This is a genomic window from Paraburkholderia sp. BCC1886 (genome assembly GCF_900996245.1).
In the GTDB taxonomy this organism is placed as follows: domain Bacteria; phylum Pseudomonadota; class Gammaproteobacteria; order Burkholderiales; family Burkholderiaceae; genus Paraburkholderia.
Genome location: NZ_CAAJGK010000035.1, coordinates 22626 through 41417, shown reverse-complemented (window position 1 = coordinate 41417; position 18792 = coordinate 22626). Strand labels below are relative to the sequence as shown.

Sequence of the window (18792 nt, the reverse complement as noted above, 5' to 3'; positions counted from 1 at the left end):
CGCTATTGTCAAGAATGCGATGGAGGTTCAACTCGAGCCAGAGCTTCAGACCAGCTTCACGAGTTGCTTACCGAAGTTCTTGCCCTTCAGCAGACCCATGAACGCCTCCGGCGCCGCGTCGAGACCTTGCGCGACCGTCTCGCGATATTGCAGTTTTTTCTGCGCGACCAGCGTGCCGAGTTGTTTGAGCGCTTCGGGCCACACCTCCATATGCTCGCTGACGATAAAGCCCTGCACGAGCAGCCGCTGAGTGAGGATCAGCGACGGATACTTGAGCGGCACCGGTTGACCGTCGTAGCCGGCGATGAAACCGCACAGCGCGATGCGGCCGAACGCATTCATCCGCGCGAGCGTCGCGTCGAGCACGGCGCCGCCGACGTTTTCGAAATAACCGTCGACGCCGTCCGGCGTGGCGGCTTTCAGTTCTTCGTAGAGTTTGCCGGCCTTGTAGTCGACGCAAGCGTCGAAGCCGAGCGTCTCGACCACGTAGCGGCATTTTTCCGCGCCGCCCGCGATACCGACTGCGCGCGCGCCGGCCAGCTTCGCCAGTTGCCCGACCACGCTGCCCACCGCGCCGCTCGCCGCGCTGACCACCACCGTGTCGCCCGCCTTCGGCGCGATGATGCGGTTCAGCCCATACCAGCCGGTGACGCCCGGCATGCCGACCGGTCCGAGATATGCGGACAGCGGTACGTGCGTGTCGTCGACCTTCTGCACGCCGGCGCCGTCGGAGGTGCCGTATTCCTGCCAGCCGAACATGGCGACGACCTTGTCGCCGGCAGCGAATTTCGGATTCTTCGATTCGATCACTTCACCCACCGTGCCGCCGATCATCACTTCGTTCAGCGGCTGCGGCGCCGCGTACGACTTGCTGTCGTTCATGCGGCCGCGCATGTACGGATCGAGCGACAGGAAGTGATTGCGCACGCGTATCTGGCCTTCGTTCAGCGGCTCGAGCGGGGTTTCGACGAGCTTGAAGTTATCGGGCGTGGCCTCGCCTTGCGGACGCGAAGCCAGCACGAGTTGACGGTTGATCTGGGGCATGGAAATCGTCTCCTTGTAGTACCGAGCGGGTCGGCTGATGAGTCGGGTAGATAGCGTGCGCGCGTCGGACTCAACCGTCGCTGGGACCGGGTTTCGCCGAGGGGTCGCTGCGCAGACGCTGTTGCGTGACTTCACGGCCGACCGCGAGACGTCGCATGTATTTGAACGTGCCGAGTGCTTTGGCGACGAAGTGGCCTTCGCTGTCGCGAATCTCGCCTTCGCAATACGCCATGGTCGTGGAACGGTGCAACACGCGACCGGTCGCGCGCAGTTCGCCGCGCCCCGGCTGCATGAAGTTCACTTTCATTTCGACGGTGACCACGCCGACGCCGTCGCCGGCGAGACTGCGCGCGGCCATCGCCAGCGCGACGTCCGCGAGCGTCATGGTGACCCCGCCGTGCGCGACGTTCCACGTGTTCATATGATCGTGCTGCAACGGCAACACGATTTCGCTGACCCCATCGGCCGCCGATAACAACTGCGCACCCAGTCGATCGACGAACGGGCTTTCGGGCAGGGACGCAGGGTTCGGGACGGGAGGGATGTCGGTCATGACGGATTCGGATTCGAGGGTCGGCGTTCGCCATGCGGCGGCGGGCGCGTGAGTGGGAGGGAGCGGAAATGATAACCGCTATGGCGGCTTGCCATCGCCAGTCCGCCACTTCCGCACCGCGCCCCGCAACACCCTCTCGTTCACACCACCTCGAACAACCCCGCCGCGCCCTGGCCGCCGCCGATGCACATCGTCACCACCACCAGCTTCGCGCCGCGCCGCTTGCCTTCGATCAGCGCATGCCCGGTCAGCCGCGCGCCCGACACGCCATACGGATGCCCGACCGCGATCGCGCCGCCGTTCACGTTCAGACGCTCGTGCGGAATGCCGAGCTTGTCGGCGCAATACAGCACCTGCACCGCGAACGCCTCGTTCAGCTCCCACAGGTCGATGTCCTCGACCTTCAGGCCCGCCTGCTTCAGCAATTTGGGCACCGCGAACACCGGGCCGATGCCCATCTCGTCCGGCTCGCAGCCCGCGACCGCGAAGCCGCGAAAAATGCCCAGCGGCTGCAAGCCTTCGCGCTCGGCCACCTTTGCGTTCATCACCACGCACGCAGACGCGCCATCGGAAAACTGGCTGGCGTTACCCGCCGTGATCACGCCGCCCGGCAGCGCGGTACGAATCTTCGCGACGCCTTCTAACGTCGTGTCGGCGCGGATACCTTCGTCGCCGCTCACCGTCACTTCTTTCGTGTAGAGACGGCCCGTGGCTTTATCGGCGACACCGGCGAGCACCGTCAGCGGCACGATCTCGTCCTTGAAGCGGCCGGCCGCAAGCGCGGCGGCCGCGCGTTGCTGCGAGCGCGCGCCGTATTCGTCCTGACGTTCCTTCGAAATCGCATAGCGCTTTGCGACATTCTCGGCAGTCTGCAGCATCGACCAGTAAATCTCGGGCTTGTTCCGGCTCAGCCAGCCCTCGGCGAGCATGTGCCGGTTCATCTCGTTCTGCACGCACGAGATCGACTCCACGCCGCCCGCGACGAACACTTCGCCCTCACCGGCAATGACGCGCTGCGCAGCCAGTGCAATGGTCTGCAAACCCGACGAGCAGAACCGGTTCACCGTCATGCCCGGCACGCTGACCGGCAAGCCGGCGCGCAACACGATCTGCCGCGCGATGTTCGCGCCGGTCGCGCCTTCCGGATTCGCGCAACCCATGATGACGTCTTCGACCCGCGCCGGGTCGAGTCCGGCGCGCTCTACGGCGGCCTGCGTGACGTGACCGCCCAGCGTCGCGCCGTGCGTCATGTTGAAACCCCCGCGCCATGATTTGGCGAGACCCGTGCGGGCGGTCGATACGATTACGGCGTCGGTCATGCCTGTCTCCTGCTGTCGAATCTGGATGGTGGGCGCAATGGCCCCGATGAACGCACGACGGCAGGCATCAGCCGTTGAAGCCGCGCCCTTCTGCCGCGAGCTTCGCGAGGCCCGGCGCGATTTGCCACGCATCGCCGTTCGGCTGCGCGGCATAGCGGCGGATCGCACGCTCGACGTTGTAGAGGCCGACCGTGTCCGCATACAGCATCGGGCCGCCGCGATACAACGGAAATCCATAACCGGTCAGATAGACCATGTCGATGTCCGAAGCCTTCGACGCAATGCCTTCTTCGAGAATCTTCGCGCCTTCGTTCACGAGCGACAGCACGAGCCGTTCGACGATTTCCTCGTCGCCGATCTTGCGACGCGGCGCCTGCGTTTCTGCGCAATAACCGACAATCATCTCGTCGACCGCTTTCGACGGATACGCGGTACGGTCGCCCGCTTTGTAGTCGTACCAGCCGCCGCCGGTCTTCTGGCCGAAGCGGCCGAGTTCGCACAGGCGATCGGCGACTTTCGAGTAATGCATGTCGGGCTGTTCCTGATAGCGCCGCTTGCGGATCGCCCAGCCTATATCGTTGCCCGCCAGATCGCTCATGCGGAACGGGCCCATCGCGAAGCCGAACTTTTCGATGGCACGATCGACCTGCGCGGGCAACGCGCCTTCTTCGAGCATGAAGAGCGCCTGGCGAATGTACTGCTCGATCATCCGGTTGCCGATGAAGCCGTCGCAAACGCCCGACACCACAGCCGTCTTCCTGATTTTTTTGGCCAGCTTCATCACGGTAGCGAGCACGTCCTTCGCAGTGTGCTCGCCGCGCACCACTTCGAGCAGCTTCATCACGTTGGCCGGACTGAAGAAGTGCATGCCGACCACGTCCTGCGGACGCTTCGTGAAAGCGGCGATCCTGTCGACATCCAGCGTCGACGTGTTCGACGCGAGAATGGCGCCTGGCTTCGCCACTTCGTCCAGACGCCTGAACACCTGTTCCTTCACGCCGAGTTCTTCGAACACGGCTTCGACGATCAGATCGGCGTCTTTCAGATCGTCGTAGGACAGCGTGGGCGTGAGCAAAGCCATACGCTGTTCGAGCGCCTCGGGCTTGAGACGGCCCTTCCTGACCGTGGCTTCGTAGTTCTTGCGGATGGTCGCAATGCCGCGATCGAGCGCTTCCTGTTTCGTTTCCAGCAGCGTGACCGGAATGCCCGCGTTGACGAAGTTCATCGCGATACCGCCGCCCATGGTGCCGGCGCCGATCACCGCGACGCGCTGGATATCGCGCGTCGGCGTGTCGGAGGGCACATCGGGAATCTTGCTGGCCGCGCGTTCGCCGAAAAACGCATGACGCAGCGCGCGGCTTTCCGGGGTCTGCACGAGCGCGACGAAACACTCGCGCTCGACTGCGAGGCCCTTGTCGAAACCGTTCTGCACGCCGGCTTCGACCGCGTCGATGCACTTGTGCGGCGCAGGGAAATTTTTGGCGATCGCGGCAACGCTATTGCGCGCGAACTGGATGAAGCCCGCAGCATTCGGATGCTCGATCTTCCGGTCCCGCACCTTAGGATGCGGGCCCGTTTGCGCGCCGACGCGGCGCGCAAACGTGAGGGCGGCTTCGGCCAGATCGCCTTGCGCAATCTCGTCGAACAGCCCGGAATCGGTCAGTTTCTCGGAGAGCACCGGCGTACCCGAGACGATCATGTTCAGCGCAGCTTCGAGGCCGATGGCGCGCGGCAGCCGTTGCGTGCCGCCGGCGCCCGGCAGAATCCCGAGTTTCACTTCCGGCAGCGCGATCTGCGCGCCAGGCGCGGCGATGCGGTAATGCGCGCCGAGCGCGAGTTCCAGTCCGCCGCCCATCGCCACGCTGTGGATTGCGGCGATCACCGGCTTGGCGCTGCTTTCGACCACCTGAATGACGGTGGCGAGCGTCGGTTCCTGCGTCGCTTTCGGGGTATTGAATTCGGTGATGTCGGCGCCGCCGGAGAAGGCTTTGCCCGCGCCGGTGAGCACGATTGCCCGGATGGCCGGGTCGCTCTGCGCGCGTTCGATGCCGGCTACGATCCCGGCTCGCGTCGAGAGCCCAAGACCGTTGACCGGAGGATTGTTCAGCGTGACGACGGCCACGCCGTCATGAGTCGTGTAGTCCACAGCCATCTGCCTGCCTCCATGCGACGGGTCGGCACGAGGCGCGCCGCCCATCGGTTCGGTTCGTCGAGCCGGCCTCGCGGCCGACCGCTCCGGTCGTCCCGGTCAGCAGGCAGAATACAGTAGAAAAGCACGCTCGTTCAATTTAAGCGTGGACGGGGTTTTCCCTAAGCATGGGGTGACAGCGGCGTGAGCGGACAGTCCTTCTGATCTTCGAGCGCGGACGGCAGCACGTGATCGCGAAAGATATCGCGCAGCTTGAGCTTTTGCAGTTTGCCGGTCGCCGTGTGCGGCAGTTCGTCGACGAACGCGACGTCGTCGGGAATCCACCATTTGGCCACCTTGCCGTCGTAGAACGCGAGCAACGTTTCGCGGCTCACGTCCATGCCGGGGCGCTTGACGACGACCAGCAACGGCCGCTCGGTCCATTTAGGATGCGCGCAGGCAATGCACGCGGCTTCGGCCACGGCGGGATGCGCGATCGCGACGTTCTCGATATCGATGGAACTGATCCATTCGCCGCCCGATTTGATGACGTCTTTCGAGCGGTCCGTGATCTGCAGAAAACTGTCCGGGTCGATGGTGGCGACGTCGCCGGTCGGAAACCAGCCGTCCACCAGCGGCGACTCGTCCTTGCGGAAATACCGGTCGATCACCCACGGTCCGCGCACATGCAGGTCGCCGAACGCGACGCCGTCCCATGGCAGCGAGCGGCCGTCGTCGCCGACGATTTTCATGTCGACGCCGAAGATCGCATGCCCCTGCTTTTCCAGCAACTTGCGCTGCTCGGCGGGTGGGCGTTGACTTTGCTCCCACGTCAGTTTCGACAGGGTGCCGAGCGGCGACATTTCGGTCATGCCCCATGCGTGGATGACCTGCACGCCGTAGTCGTCTTCGAACGTGCGCAGCATGGCCGGCGGACACGCCGAGCCGCCGATCACCGTGCGATTCAACGAAGAAAACTTCACCCCGGCTTCACGCAGGTAGTTCAGCAAGCCGAGCCACACGGTCGGCACGCCCGCCGAGAACGTGACGTGCTCGCTTTCCATCAATTCATACAGCGACTTGCCGTCGAGGTCCTTGCCGGGGAACACCAGTTTTGCGCCGGTCAGCGGCGCGGCATGCGGAATGCCCCATGCGTTCACATGGAACATGGGCACGACCGGCAGCACGGCGTCGCGCGCGGACAGGCCCATCGCATCCGGCAACGACGCGCCGAACGCGTGCAGCACCGTCGAGCGATGCGAATACAGCGCGCCTTTCGGATTGCCCGTCGTGCCGGATGTGTAGCAGAGATAGGAAGCCTGCCGTTCGTCGAGTTCGGGCCACTCGAACTGGCCGTCCTGCGCCTGCAGCAGCGTTTCGTAGTTGAGCACCGGCGTCTGCATGGCCGGCAGATGCCCGACGTCGGCAAGCGCGATCCAGCCGCGCACCTTCGGGCACTGCGGCGCCAGATGATCGACGAGCGGCGCGAAGGTGGTGTCGAACAGCACGTACGCGTCGTCGGCGTGATTGACGATGTAGGCGATCTGATCGGGGAAAAGACGCGGATTGATGGTGTGACACACGGCGCCGAAACCCACCGTGCCGTAATACGCTTCCAGATGACGGTAGCCGTTCCACGCGAGCGTCGCGACCCGTTCGCCGGGCGCCACGCCGAGCGCGATCAGCGCCTGCGCCAGTTGCTTCGCGCGCTTTTCGCAATCGCGGTAGGTATAACGATGCAGATCGCCTTCGATGCGGCGCGACACGATTTCCGTGCTGCCGAAGTGCCGGGCGGCGTGTGTCAGCAACGACGGCACGGTCAACGGCACGTCCATCATCTGGCCAAGCAGCGGCGTCGTCATCGTCATAAAGCGGGGTCTCCTCGCCTTCTTAAGTTACGGGGTCGTTATCGTGGGCCGCGCGGGGCTGGCGTCATGCCAGCCCTCCCAGCAGTTCCGCGGGCGCGGACTTACAATATCGGTTAATCCAGAGGCGCTCAACATGTCGTTTTCCCCAAGCATTGCAGGGTTATCCGGGCCGTTATCGGCTATTTCTAACGAATTGGCAGCACCGTCCGACAACGCGTTCGCGCGGCTGGGCAGCGAGTTTCTGACCCGTCTGCCGGCCGCGCCGCTCAGCGCGCCCTACGTGGTCGGCTTCTCCGAACAGACCGCGGCGCTGCTCGGTCTGCCTGCGGACATCCAGCACGATCCGGGTTTCGCGGAACTGTTCTCCGGTAACGCCACGCGCGAATGGGCCGCCGAATCGTTGCCGTATGCGTCGGTGTATTCGGGTCATCAGTTCGGCGTGTGGGCCGGCCAGCTCGGCGACGGACGCGCGCTCGGTCTCGGCGAAATCGAACACGGCGGCCGGCGTTTCGAGTTGCAACTCAAAGGCGCGGGGCGCACGCCCTATTCGCGCATGGGCGACGGTCGCGCGGTGCTGCGCTCGTCGATCCGCGAATATCTGTGTTCCGAGGCGATGCATCATCTCGGCATTCCCACGACACGCGCGTTATGCGTGATCGGCTCCGATCAGCCGGTGCGGCGTGAAACCGTCGAAACCGCTGCGGTGGTGACGCGGGTCGCGCCCAGCTTCGTGCGCTTCGGGCACTTCGAACATTTCTATTCGAACGATCGCACCGACGCGTTGCGCGCGCTCGCCGATCACGTGATCGACCGCTTCTATCCGCATTGCCGCGAAGCCGACGACCCGTATCTCGCGCTGCTCGGCGAAGCAGTGAAGTCGAGCGCGGACCTGATGGTCGAGTGGCAGGCGGTCGGCTTCTGTCACGGCGTGATGAATACCGACAACATGTCGATTCTCGGCCTCACGATCGACTATGGTCCGTTCGGTTTTCTCGACGGCTTCGACGCCGGCTACATCTGCAATCATTCGGACACGCAAGGTCGCTACGCGTACAAGATGCAGCCGCAAATCGCCTACTGGAATCTGTTCTGTCTCGCGCAGGGCCTGTTGCCGCTGCTCGGCGAACAGCACGAGGAAAGCGTGCGCGGCGAGAAGGCCGTCGAAGACGCGCAACGCGTGCTCGGCGGATTCAAGGAACGGTTCGCGCCCGCGCTGGAGGCGCGCATGCGCGCGAAGCTCGGCCTCGACACTCAACGCGATGGCGACGACGCGCTGGTCAACCGGCTGTTCGAAGTCATGCACGCCAACCGCGCGGATTTCACCTTGACCTTCCGCCATCTGGCCCGCCTGTCGAAACACGACGCGAGCGGCGACGCGCCGGCGCGCGACCTGTTTCTCGATCGCGCGGCGTTCGACGCGTGGGCGAACGACTATCGCGCGCGGCTGTCCGAAGAAACATGCGACGATGCCGGGCGCGCCATTGCAATGAACCGGGTCAACCCCAAATTCATCCTTCGCAATCATCTGGCGGAAACGGCGATCCGCCGCGCCAAAGAGAAAGATTTCTCCGAAGTGGAACGCCTGGCGGCCGTATTGCGCAGACCATTCGACGAGCAACCGGAATACGAGGCTTACGCAGGTCTGCCGCCCGACTGGGCAAGCTCGCTGGAAGTAAGCTGTTCGTCGTGACGCGCGAAGTCAAGCGTGAGCGCGACGCATAAAGCCCGACGCGTGAAGCCCGATCAACCCCGAGACAGGAAGCCCGACCATGAACAAGCCCGACGACCTCAAGACCGACGCCCCGGCCGTGCAGAAAGACGACGCCGAGTGGCGCAAGCAGCTCTCCGACATCGAATACCAGGTGACCCGCCATGCGGCGACCGAGCGGCCGTTCACCGGCCGCTATCACGATCACTGGGATCGCGGCATTTACGACTGCGTGTGTTGCGGCACGCCGCTGTTCGAGTCGGACACCAAGTTCGATGCCGGGTGCGGCTGGCCGAGCTACTTCAAGCCTATCGACGGCGAAGTGATCGCCGAGAAAACCGACCGCTCGCACGGCATGCTGCGGATCGAAGTCGAATGCAAGAATTGCGGCGCGCATCTGGGCCACGTGTTCGAAGACGGACCGGCGCCGACCGGTCTACGGTACTGCATCAATTCGGCTGCGCTACAATTCGAGCCCAAGTAACGTAGCGCGGCGCGCCGCGTTGGGCTACGCGCCGGGCGCCCTCGACCGGCGTTGCAGGCTGCGATGGAGTCATTCCATCGCAGCCTGTTTGCACAATCCCATCGCAACCCCGGCCTGTGCGCCCCCTTCTGCGTCCCTCAATCTCCGGTTCACATCCCGGCTTATTCTGCGAATCCCGACCAGATAATGAAATTCCTGTTCGATCTGTTCCCGATCATCCTGTTCTTCGTCGCCTTCAAGATCTGGGGCATTTTCACGGCGACGGCAGTGGCGATCGTCGCCACGCTGGTGCAGATCGCGTGGGTGGCCTTTCGCCACCGCAAGGTCGACCCGATGCTGTGGGTGAGCCTCGGCGTCGTCGTCGTGTTCGGCGGCGCGACGCTCGTGCTGCACAACGACACCTTCATCAAATGGAAGCCGACCGTGCTGTACTGGGCATTTTCGGTCGCGCTGATCGTCTCGCAATTCGCCTTCAACAAGAATCTGATCGAAGCGATGATGGGCAAGCAGATCACGCTGCCGCACGCGATCTGGAGCAAGCTCAGCATCGTCTGGGCGGTGTTCTTCGTGCTGCTCGGTCTGCTGAATCTGTTCGTCGCGTTCCACTACACGCTCGACCAGTGGGTCAACTTCAAACTGTTCGGCGCGACCGGCTGTCTGGTCGTGTTCATCCTCGGGCAAAGCCTGTGGCTTTCGAAGTACATGAAGGAAGAATGACATGACCAACCCGACCAGCACGACCGGCGACGCCTTTCTGCACGCCACCACCGCCGAGCGTGCCGAACTGATCGAAGCGCGCCTCACGGCCGCTCTCGCACCGGTCGCCTCGATCCATATCTCCGACGACAGCGCGCAGCACGCGGGCCATGCCGGCGCGTCGGCCGGCGGTCATTTTTCTGTCACGATCGTGGCCGCCGCATTCGCCGGGAAAGCCCGCGTGGCGCGGCATCGCCTGGTGTATGATGCGCTGGCCGATGCTATGCAGCGCGGCATTCACGCCCTTGCCATCACGGCTTATACGCCCGAAGAATTCGCTTTGTTGCCCCGCTAGGAACCTTTCGATGACCTTGAAAAAAACCCACTTTTGGGTATTGCTGGCTGCCTTTGCTGCCGCACCTGCATTCGCACAGAACATCGCCGTCGTGAACGGCACGCCGATTCCGAAAGCCCGCGCCGACGCGCTGATCGGTCAACTGGTCCAGCAAGGCCAGCAAAACACGCCGCAACTGCAAATGGCCGTGCGTGAAGAACTCGTGAACCGTGAAGTGCTGATGCAGGAAGCGCTGCGTCGCGGCCTCCCCAATCGCCCTGACATCAAGGCGCAAATCGCCGTTGCACAGCAAACCGTCGTGCTGCGCGCGCTGATCGAAGACTTCGTGAAGACCAACGCACCGAGCGACGCCGAAGTGACCGCGCGCTACAACGCATTGACGAAGGACGCGGGCGGCAAGGAATATCACCTGCATCACATCCTCGTCGACAACGAACAGCAGGCCAAGGATCTGATCGCGAAGATCAAGGCCGGCGCGAGCTTCGAAGACCTCGCCAAGCAATACTCGAAAGACCCGGGATCGGGCAAGAACGGCGGCGACCTGGACTGGTCGGACCCGAAGGCTTACGTGCCTGAATTCGCCGATGCCGCAACGCATCTGCAAAAAGGCCAGATGACCGATACGCCGGTGCATACGCAATTCGGCTGGCACATCATCCGTGTGGACGACGTGCGTTCGGTCACGCCGCCCCCGCTGGAACAGGTGCGCGCGCAAATCGTCCAGCAGATCCAGCAGGAAAAACTGCAGGCGTTCGAAGAAGGTCTGCGCAAGAACGCGAAGATCCAGTAAGCGGGATTGCGTGGTTGTGCAGGACAGAACCCCTGTTCGGTCGATGACCGAACAGGGGTTTTTTCTATTGAGCGCCATGTGGACGGCGCGCCCATAAAAAAAGTCCCCTGAAACCATCTCAAGGGACTTTCCGATCGTCGATCCGGCGGAGCGCTGCTGTCAGCCAATCCAGCGCCGCGCATTCTGGAACACGCGCAGCCACGGGCTTGCGTCCGTGCCGTTCTCACCCCAACCCTTGGGATGCCAGCTCATCTGCACCGCGCGATGCACGCGCTCGGTATGCGGCATCAGGACGGTGAAGCGGCCGTCCGCCGTCGTGACCGACGTAATACCTTGCGGCGAGCCGTTCGGGTTGAACGGATACTGCTCGGTCGCCTGACCACGGTGATCGACATAACGCATTGCCACCGCCACCTTCGACGCATCGCCCTGCTGCGAAAAGTCCGCGTAGCCTTCGCCGTGCGCAATCGCCACCGGAATGCGCGAGCCTTCCATGCCGGCGAAGAAAATGGACGGCGACGGCTGCACTTCGACCAGCGAAAAACGCGCTTCGAATTTTTCCGACTTGTTGCGCGTGAACTTGGGCCACGCTTCGGCACCCGGGATCATCGACGCGAGGCTGCTCATCATCTGGCAGCCGTTGCAGATGCCCAGCGCGAACGTGTCTGCGCGGCCGAAGAACGCGGCGAACATGTCGGCGAGTTGCGCATTGAAGCGAATCGCCTTCGCCCAGCCTTCGCCGGCACCCAGCGTGTCGCCGTACGAGAAGCCGCCGCAGGCGACCGCGCCGGCGAAATCGGCGAGATTCGCGCGGCCCGCCAGCAGATCGCTCATGTGCACGTCGTGCGCGTCGAAGCCCGAGCGATCGAACGCATACGCGGTTTCCAGATGCGAGTTCACACCCTGCTCGCGCAGAATCGCGACGCGCGGACGGGCGTGCGTATTGATGAACGGCGCGGCGACGTCTTCGGCCGGCTCGAAACTCAGCACCGGCGTGATGCCGGGATCGGCCGCGTCGGACAGCGCGTCGTATTCGGCATCCGCACAAGCCGGATTGTCGCGCAGACGCGAAATGCGCCAGCTCACTTCGCTCCACGTGCGATGCAGGTCGGTACGCGGCGCTTCGTAGATTTTCTTCGCGTCGCGATAGATTTCGATCGTGTCGCGTTCGTTGATCTTGCCGATGACATGCGAACAGGCCGACAGCCCGTGTTCGCGCAACGCGCCGAGCACCGCGTCGCGATCGGCCGCCCGCACCTGCACGACCGCACCGAGTTCTTCGTTGAACAGCGCGCGGATCGTGCGATCTTCGCGGCGGCCGCTGGTCTGCTTCGCCCAGTCTTTGGCATCGCCGAAATCGGATTCGTGATTCGGATCGAGCACCAGCATGTCGACGTTCAGCGACACGCCGACGTGACCCGCGAACGCCATTTCGCACACCGTCGCCCACAGGCCGCCGTCCGACCGGTCGTGATAGGCGAGCAGCTTGCCGTCCTGATTCAGCGCCTGGATGGCCGTAAAGAAGCGCTTCAGGTCTTCCGCGCTATCGACGTCCGGCACCGAGTCGCCGACCTGCTGCGTGACCTGCGCGAGAATGCTGCCGCCCAGCCGATGCTTGCCGCGACCGAGGTCGATGGCGATCAGCACCGTGTCGCCCACACCGTCGGTGCCGCCGATACGACGCAGTTGCGGTGTGAGATGACGACGCACGTCTTCGACCGGCGCAAACGCGGAGATGATCAGCGAAACCGGCGCGACGACTTCTTTGGCCACGCCGCGGTCTTCCCACTTCGTGCGCATCGACAGCGAATCCTTGCCGACCGGAATGCTGATGCCGAGTGCCGGGCACAGTTCCATGCCGATGGCCTTCACCGTGTCGTACAGCGCGGCGTCTTCGCCGGGGGCGCCGCACGCGGCCATCCAGTTGGCCGACAGCTTGAGCTTGTCCAGCGACGCGATCGGTGCGGCCGCGATGTTGGTGACCGCCTCGCCGACCGCCATGCGGCCCGACGCCGGTGCATCGATCACGGCGAGCGGCGTACGCTCGGCCATGGTCATCGCTTCACCGCGGAAGCCCGCGTAGTCCATCGTGGTGATCGCGACGTCGGCCACCGGCACCTGCCACGGACCGACCATCTGGTCGCGCGCCGTGGTGCCGCCCACCGACCGGTCGCCGATCGTAATCAGGAACGATTTGCTCGCCACCGTCGGATGACGCAGCACGCTCGTCGCGACATCGGCGAGCACGAGGCCCGTGACGTCGACCGGTTCGAGCTTGCGCTCGACGCGTCTGACGTCGCGATGCATCCGCGGCGCCTTGCCGAGCAGCACTTCCATCGGCATGTCGACGGGTTCGTGCGCGTGTGCGTCGCTGTTTTCGGAATCGATCACTTTCAACTGACGCTCGGCCGTCGCCGTACCGACCACCGCGAACGGACAACGCTCACGCTCGCACATGGCCTGGAACGCCGGCAGATCGGCCGGCGCGATGGCCAGCACGTAACGCTCCTGCGCTTCGTTCGACCAGATTTCACGCGGCGACAAACCGCTCTCTTCCAGCTGGATCTTGCGCAGATCGAAATTCGCGCCCTTGCCCGCGCCGTCCACCACTTCCGGGAACGCGTTCGACAAACCGCCTGCACCCACGTCGTGAATGCTCAGAATCGGGTTGTGCTCGCCGAGTTGCCAGCACGCGTTGATCACTTCCTGCGCGCGCCGCTCGATTTCCGGATTGCCGCGCTGAACGGAGTCGAAATCGAGTTCGGCGGTATTCGTGCCGGTCGCCATCGAACTGGCCGCGCCGCCGCCCATGCCGATCCGCATGCCCGGGCCGCCGATCTGGATCAGCAGCGAGCCTTCCGGCAGATCGTGCTTGTGCGTGTGCTGGTCGGAGATGTTGCCGATGCCGCCCGCGATCATGATCGGCTTGTGATAGCCGCGCACGAGGCCCGCGACGTTCTGCTCGTACGCGCGGAAATAGCCGCCCAGATTCGGCCGGCCGAACTCGTTGTTGAACGCGGCGCCGCCGAGCGGCCCGTCGATCATGATCTGCAATGGCGACGCGATGCGGTCGGGCCGGCCATACGCTTCGTGTTTGTCGGCGGGGTTGCGGTGCGCGAGCGGCTGCGCGGCGTCACGCGCGTTTTCCCATGCTTCGACGCCATCGGGCAGGGACAGATTCGATACCGTAAAACCGGCCAGGCCCGCTTTCGGACGCGCGCCACGGCCGGTCGCGCCTTCGTCGCGGATCTCGCCGCCTGCGCCGGTGGATGCGCCCGGGAACGGCGAGATGGCCGTCGGGTGATTGTGCGTTTCCACCTTCATCAACGTGTGCGTGAGCTCGACGTTGCGGCGATAGTGCTCGGGCAGCGCACCCGCTTGCGCGTCGGCCGGCGTGCGCGGGAACCAGCGCTCGGCCACGCCGCCCGCCATGATCGCCGAGTTGTCCGAGTACGCGACGATCGTGCCTTGCGGGTTCAGCTTTTCCGTATTGCGGATCATGTTGAATAGCGAGATGTCCTGCTTCTCGCCGTCGATGGTCCAGTCGGCGTTGAAAATCTTGTGGCGGCAGTGTTCGCTGTTGGCCTGCGCGAACATCATCAGTTCGACGTCGGTGGGATTGCGGCCGAGCTTCGTGAACGCGTCGACCAGGTAGTCGATTTCGTCGTCGGCGAGCGCGAGCCCCAGTTCGGCGTTCGCCGTTTCCAGCGCGGCGCGGCCGTGGCCCAGCACGTCGACGGTTTGCAGCGGCTTGGCCGGCAGTTCGTCGAACAGATGCAGTGCATGGTCACGCGAGGGCGACAGGCTTTCGGTCATGCGGTCGTGCAACGCGGCGGCCACGGCGGCGCGAGCTTCGTCCGAAAGCGCTTTCTTGCCGCCCAGCAAACCGCTCTTGAGCGTGACCGTGTATTCGACCCCTCGCTCGATACGACGCACCTGCGTGAGTCCGCACAGGTGCGCGATGTCGGTTGCCTTGCTGGCCCACGGCGACACGGTGCCGAAGCGCGGCACGACCAGGAAGGTTTCGGCCGTGCCGCGTTCCTTGACTTCGTCGAGCGGATCGCCGTAGTGCATCAGTGCTTCGATCTTCGCGTTGTCTTCGGCCGACAGCGGCGTCTGGGCGTTGACGAAATGCAGATACTGACCGCGCACGCCGGTGATATTGCTGTCGATGCGCGTAAGCGTGTCGAGCAGGCGGGTTTGACGGAAATCGGAAAGGGCCGAAGCACCGGGGAAACACGAGAAGTGGGCCATGGACTTGACGTTGCGTCGCTAATGATGCCGATGAATGTTGCCGATGAAAGAGGCGGATGGGATGCGCCGCTCGCTGATGATTTGCACCGAATTGCGCCGATGGGTCGCGCGTAAGGCGACGTGAGGCGCAAAGGAAGTGCGGGATTATACCCCGGGAACGGCCTTCCAGCGGGCTTGCCGTGGCGCTGAAGATGGGCGCCGCGCGCTGCTTGCGATCTACGGGGAGCCTGCTTCGCGCCCGCCTGCCGCCCCTCTGCACGCTCGCGCGCACCTGGGGCAAGCCGGCGCATGAGGCGGCGCGTGCGTCGCCGGGTGGACGGTTTGGCTGATATCATTCCGCCTTTCATCAGATCGGTGCGAGCGGCTTGCTGGATGCCGGCCGCACCGCATGCCACGCTCTACGGGCGCCCGCCGGTTCGGCGTCCCACCGGCAAATCGAACCAGAACATGGATGTCATCGTCATTGGCGGCGGAATCGTGGGGGTCGCCACCGCTTATCAGTTGCGCGCGGCCGGTCACCGGGTCTGCGTCGTCGAGCGCCACGCCACCGTCGCGCAAGGCGCGACCTATGGCCACGCCGGCACCGTGCTGCCGACACCGCTCGACGTCTGGTTCGGTCCCACCTTCATGGCAAGCCGCCACAACGCAAAAAACGGTGTCGTCAACAAGGCCGGCTTCAATGGGCCCGCGCGTCAGTTCGTCAAACAGTTGGGCGCGTTGCAGGAGCCCGAGGCATTCGCCCGGCAATATGCGCGGCTGAGGCCGCTCATCGAGGCATCGCGCGAAGCGATGGCCGATATCGAAGCGCGCTTCGGCCTCGAGTTCGAACAGGCGAGCGGCCTGCTCTATCTCGTGCGTGCCGCGCACGAATGGGAAGACACGCAGCCCGCGCTCGAACTGCTGCGTCGCTTCGAAGTGCCCCATCACGTGCTCACGCCCGAGGAATGCGCCGCGTTCGAACATTCGGTGCGCACCGAGCCCGAGTTTGCCGGCGGCGTGCTGTTCGACGATGAACGCACCGCCAATTGCCCTCTGTTCGCCAAGCTGATCAAACAGACGCTCGATACGCAAGGCGGCGTGCAGTTCATGCTCGGCTGCGAAGTCTCGTCGATCCGCCTGGAAGGCCAGCGCGCGTCGGTGGAACTGGCGCCGCGGCCAGGCGCGACGTCGCGCTCGCGTGAAGTCGATGTAATTCATGCGGATGCGGTCGTGGTCGCCGCGGGTCACGGCAGCCTCGCGCTGCTGGAACGGCTCGGTTTGCGCCTGCCGCTGCATCCGCTGCGTATGCACACGCTGGTCGCGCCGATCGCGCATGAAGAATGCGCGCCGCACGTGGCAATCGTCGATGCGGTGAAGCGCATTGCGATCAGCCGGATGAACCATCGCTTGCGCATTGCGGGCGGTGCGGTTCTGCAAGCCGCGGCGCAACTCGACAAGCCATTGGGCGAAGCGGTGACCAAGGAAGCGCTGGCCTTGCTCGGTCAGGCCACGCACGACTGGATTCCGGGCGCCGCGCGAATTTCGGCGGCGCTGCCGTGGGAAGGCGTGAAGCTGTTGTCGCCCGATGGCTTGCCGGTGATCGGCAATGCGCTGCATCCGCGGCTCTTCGTCAATCTCGGCCATGGTCCGGCAGGCTGGGGACTAGCCTGCGGCGCCGGCAAGCTGGTCGCCGACCTGATGAGCGGCACGACGCCGGATCTGCCCGAAGACACGTTGAGCGCGGTACGCGCGGATCGTTTTCAATAACGACCTGGCGCAACACCGGCCGCAGGGTGCGCGAGCCGGGCGCGCCATATACCCTTCCCTGCTCGCACGACCCGGCTATCCGCACTACCATAGCGACTCCCCCGCTTCCTCGCCTTGACCAAGGCGTTCGCCCCGCTCGCCATGACAGAAGCCGACCTCACGCCACCGACACTCATCGACCCGCGCGATCGCGCGCTTCCCCTCCTCACACTGGCCGAATTGCGCAGCGCCGAAACCGGCGCCGCCGCGAGTCTGCCCGAGCATACGTTGATGTCCCGCGCGGGCCGCGCGGCCGCGAGCTTCCTGCATGAGCAGATCACCCGCCCATCCGCGCGCGGCGGCTCGACCGACCGCTCGAAACACAAGGTCTGGCTGATCGCCGGGCCGGGCAACAACGGCGGCGACGCGCTCGTGCTGGCGACCGAGTTGCACCGTGCCGGCATCGCGGTCGAACTGTGCATGCCGGTCGAGGTCAAGCCGGACGATGCGCGCTGGGCGCTCGACGCGGCACGCGCCGCGGGCGTGGCCATGTCGACCACCCCGCCCGCTTCATTCGATGCTTATACGTGGCTGGTGGACGGCATGTTCGGCATCGGCTTGACCCGGCCGCTCGAAGGCGTTTTCGCGGATGTCGCGCGGCGACTCACGCAGCGCGCGAAGGCCCGGCCGCGGGTCGGCGGTGTGCTGGCGCTCGACGTGCCGAGCGGTCTGGACAGCGACACGGGGACGATCGTCGGCGAACACGACGCCGTTGCGGTTCATGCGACGCATACCCTGAGTTTCATCGCCGCAAAGCCGGGACTCTTTACCGCGCAAGGACGCGACGTGGCGGGCGCGGTGACCGTTGCGCCGATCGGGACCGATACCGGCAGTGAGAGCAGTGAGAGCAGTGGCAGCGGTCGTAGCACCGTGCAACTGAACGCGCCCGACCTGTTCGCCCGCTTTCTGCCGCCGCGCGATTTCTCGACCAACAAGGGCAGCTTCGGCAGCCTCGCAGTGGTGGGCGGCGACACGGGCATGTGCGGCGCGCCGATTCTCGCCTCGCGCGCGGCGCTGTATACCGGCGCGGGCAAAGTGCATGTCGCGTTGCTCGGCGAAGGCGCACCGCCCTACGATCCGCCGCATCCGGAACTGATGCTGCATGCAGTGGACGATCTGCCGCTCGACACGATGGATGCGCTCGCGATCGGCTGCGGCATGGGTCATCGCGAGCGTGCCACGCAGGTTCTGCACGACGTGTTGCGGCTCGACGTGCCCAAGCTGTTCGACGCCGATGCGCTGAACCTGATTTCCAAAGACCCGGCACTCGCCGCCGAAGTCAACGCGCGCGGCGTACGAGGCGACCCGTGCGTGTTGACGCCGCATCCGCTGGAAGCCGCGCGGCTGCTCGGCACCGACGCGCCCGGCGTGCAGCGCGACCGGCTCGCCGCCGCGCGTGCGCTGGCGGCACGCTTTGCCGCGGTCATCGTGCTGAAGGGCACCGGCACGGTGATCGCCGCGCCGGACGGCCGCGTCGCGATCAATCCGACCGGCAATGCGGCGCTCGCCACCGGCGGGACCGGCGATGTGCTCGGCGGCATCATCGGCGCACTGCTCGCGCAGCATTTGCCGCGCTATGAGGCGGCACTGGCGGGCGTCTATCTGCACGGCCTCGCCGCCGATACATTGACCGCGCAGGGCCAAGGGCCGGCCGGTCTGACAGCCGGCGAACTCGCGCCGATGGTGCGTACCCTGCTCAACCGTTTGTTCTATCCGGCCACGGACGCTTGAAGGATTTGCAGCGCACGCATCATGCGAGGGACGAGTCCCAGACTATGCGCGGCGTGCCCACTACGCTGCAGTTCTTC

The 18792-nt window shown here is 64.8% G+C and carries 13 protein-coding genes; 7 read left to right on the top strand and 6 right to left on the bottom strand.

All coding sequences use genetic code 11. The features are described 5' to 3' along the window. Positions 1-45: 45 nt before the first annotated feature. The 5 genes from FQ746_RS04955 to FQ746_RS04935 all read right to left on the bottom strand — a co-directional run bounded on the left by FQ746_RS04955 (position 46) and on the right by FQ746_RS04935 (position 6906). The gene (locus FQ746_RS04955; RefSeq protein ID WP_144107811.1) at positions 46-1044 is read right to left on the bottom strand and encodes an NADP-dependent oxidoreductase; all 999 of its coding nucleotides are present in this window, start codon (positions 1042-1044) and stop codon (positions 46-48) included. 70 nt (positions 1045-1114) lie between these two features. Then, positions 1115-1597, bottom strand: a complete 483-nt coding sequence (locus FQ746_RS04950) for a PaaI family thioesterase (RefSeq protein ID WP_144107810.1) — start codon at positions 1595-1597, stop codon at positions 1115-1117. 140 nt (positions 1598-1737) lie between these two features. Then, positions 1738-2916, bottom strand: coding sequence for an acetyl-CoA C-acyltransferase (locus tag FQ746_RS04945; RefSeq protein ID WP_144107809.1), 1179 nt, complete (start codon positions 2914-2916; stop codon positions 1738-1740). Between the two features lie 67 nt (positions 2917-2983). Next, positions 2984-5068 carry a 3-hydroxyacyl-CoA dehydrogenase NAD-binding domain-containing protein gene (locus FQ746_RS04940; RefSeq protein ID WP_144107808.1) on the bottom strand — a complete coding sequence of 695 codons (2085 nt, stop codon included), beginning with the start codon at positions 5066-5068 and terminating at the stop codon, positions 2984-2986. Between the two features lie 158 nt (positions 5069-5226). Continuing rightward, positions 5227-6906 carry a 3-(methylthio)propionyl-CoA ligase gene (locus FQ746_RS04935; RefSeq protein WP_144107924.1) on the bottom strand — a complete coding sequence of 560 codons (1680 nt, stop codon included), beginning with the start codon at positions 6904-6906 and terminating at the stop codon, positions 5227-5229. Positions 6907-7045: 139 nt separating this feature from the next. On the opposite strand from FQ746_RS04935, the gene FQ746_RS04930 reads away from it, so the two are divergent. From FQ746_RS04930 to FQ746_RS04910, 5 genes are all read left to right on the top strand, one after another. Further along, entirely contained in the window at positions 7046-8602 is a 1557-nt protein-coding gene (locus FQ746_RS04930) for a protein adenylyltransferase SelO (RefSeq protein WP_144107807.1), read from the top strand. Between the two features lie 79 nt (positions 8603-8681). Beyond that, positions 8682-9104, top strand: coding sequence for a peptide-methionine (R)-S-oxide reductase MsrB (gene msrB, locus FQ746_RS04925; protein ID WP_144107806.1), 423 nt, complete (start codon positions 8682-8684; stop codon positions 9102-9104). A 186-nt stretch (positions 9105-9290) separates the two neighbouring features. After that, positions 9291-9821 (top strand): septation protein A, encoded by a 531-nt coding sequence (locus FQ746_RS04920; RefSeq protein ID WP_144107805.1) that lies wholly within the window; start codon positions 9291-9293, stop codon positions 9819-9821. A 1-nt stretch (position 9822) separates the two neighbouring features. Beyond that, positions 9823-10155, top strand: coding sequence for a BolA family protein (locus tag FQ746_RS04915; RefSeq protein ID WP_144107804.1), 333 nt, complete (start codon positions 9823-9825; stop codon positions 10153-10155). 10 nt (positions 10156-10165) lie between these two features. Beyond that, the gene (locus FQ746_RS04910; protein WP_144107803.1) at positions 10166-10945 is read left to right on the top strand and encodes a peptidylprolyl isomerase; all 780 of its coding nucleotides are present in this window, start codon (positions 10166-10168) and stop codon (positions 10943-10945) included. Between the two features lie 159 nt (positions 10946-11104). On the opposite strand, the gene purL is transcribed toward FQ746_RS04910, so the two are convergent. Further along, positions 11105-15199 (bottom strand): phosphoribosylformylglycinamidine synthase, encoded by a 4095-nt coding sequence (purL, locus tag FQ746_RS04905; RefSeq protein WP_144107802.1) that lies wholly within the window; start codon positions 15197-15199, stop codon positions 11105-11107. Positions 15200-15646: 447 nt separating this feature from the next. Between purL and FQ746_RS04900 the strand changes: the two genes are divergently transcribed. Both FQ746_RS04900 and FQ746_RS04895 read left to right on the top strand, forming a co-directional pair. Further along, a complete protein-coding gene (locus FQ746_RS04900) occupies positions 15647-16945 on the top strand; it encodes an FAD-dependent oxidoreductase (RefSeq protein WP_144107801.1) in 1299 nt (432 codons plus the stop codon). A gap of 141 nt (positions 16946-17086) precedes the next feature. Continuing rightward, positions 17087-18715 carry an NAD(P)H-hydrate dehydratase gene (locus tag FQ746_RS04895; RefSeq protein ID WP_144107800.1) on the top strand — a complete coding sequence of 543 codons (1629 nt, stop codon included), beginning with the start codon at positions 17087-17089 and terminating at the stop codon, positions 18713-18715. Positions 18716-18792: the final 77 nt, after the last annotated feature.

What these genes read in the sequence shown, in the direction of transcription:
- FQ746_RS04955 (WP_144107811.1), bottom strand. Translation starts at nt 1,044, where the DNA reads ATGCCCCAGATCAACCGTCAACTCGTGCTGGCTTCGCGTCCGCAAGGC.
- FQ746_RS04950 (WP_144107810.1), bottom strand. Translation starts at nt 1,597, where the DNA reads ATGACCGACATCCCTCCCGTCCCGAACCCTGCGTCCCTGCCCGAAAGC.
- FQ746_RS04945 (WP_144107809.1), bottom strand. Translation starts at nt 2,916, where the DNA reads ATGACCGACGCCGTAATCGTATCGACCGCCCGCACGGGTCTCGCCAAA.
- FQ746_RS04940 (WP_144107808.1), bottom strand. Translation starts at nt 5,068, where the DNA reads ATGGCTGTGGACTACACGACTCATGACGGCGTGGCCGTCGTCACGCTG.
- FQ746_RS04935 (WP_144107924.1), bottom strand. Translation starts at nt 6,906, where the DNA reads ATGACGACGCCGCTGCTTGGCCAGATGATGGACGTGCCGTTGACCGTG.
- FQ746_RS04930 (WP_144107807.1), top strand. Translation starts at nt 7,046, where the DNA reads ATGTCGTTTTCCCCAAGCATTGCAGGGTTATCCGGGCCGTTATCGGCT.
- msrB (WP_144107806.1), top strand. Translation starts at nt 8,682, where the DNA reads ATGAACAAGCCCGACGACCTCAAGACCGACGCCCCGGCCGTGCAGAAA.
- FQ746_RS04920 (WP_144107805.1), top strand. Translation starts at nt 9,291, where the DNA reads ATGAAATTCCTGTTCGATCTGTTCCCGATCATCCTGTTCTTCGTCGCC.
- FQ746_RS04915 (WP_144107804.1), top strand. Translation starts at nt 9,823, where the DNA reads ATGACCAACCCGACCAGCACGACCGGCGACGCCTTTCTGCACGCCACC.
- FQ746_RS04910 (WP_144107803.1), top strand. Translation starts at nt 10,166, where the DNA reads ATGACCTTGAAAAAAACCCACTTTTGGGTATTGCTGGCTGCCTTTGCT.
- purL (WP_144107802.1), bottom strand. Translation starts at nt 15,199, where the DNA reads ATGGCCCACTTCTCGTGTTTCCCCGGTGCTTCGGCCCTTTCCGATTTC.
- FQ746_RS04900 (WP_144107801.1), top strand. Translation starts at nt 15,647, where the DNA reads ATGGATGTCATCGTCATTGGCGGCGGAATCGTGGGGGTCGCCACCGCT.
- FQ746_RS04895 (WP_144107800.1), top strand. Translation starts at nt 17,087, where the DNA reads ATGACAGAAGCCGACCTCACGCCACCGACACTCATCGACCCGCGCGAT.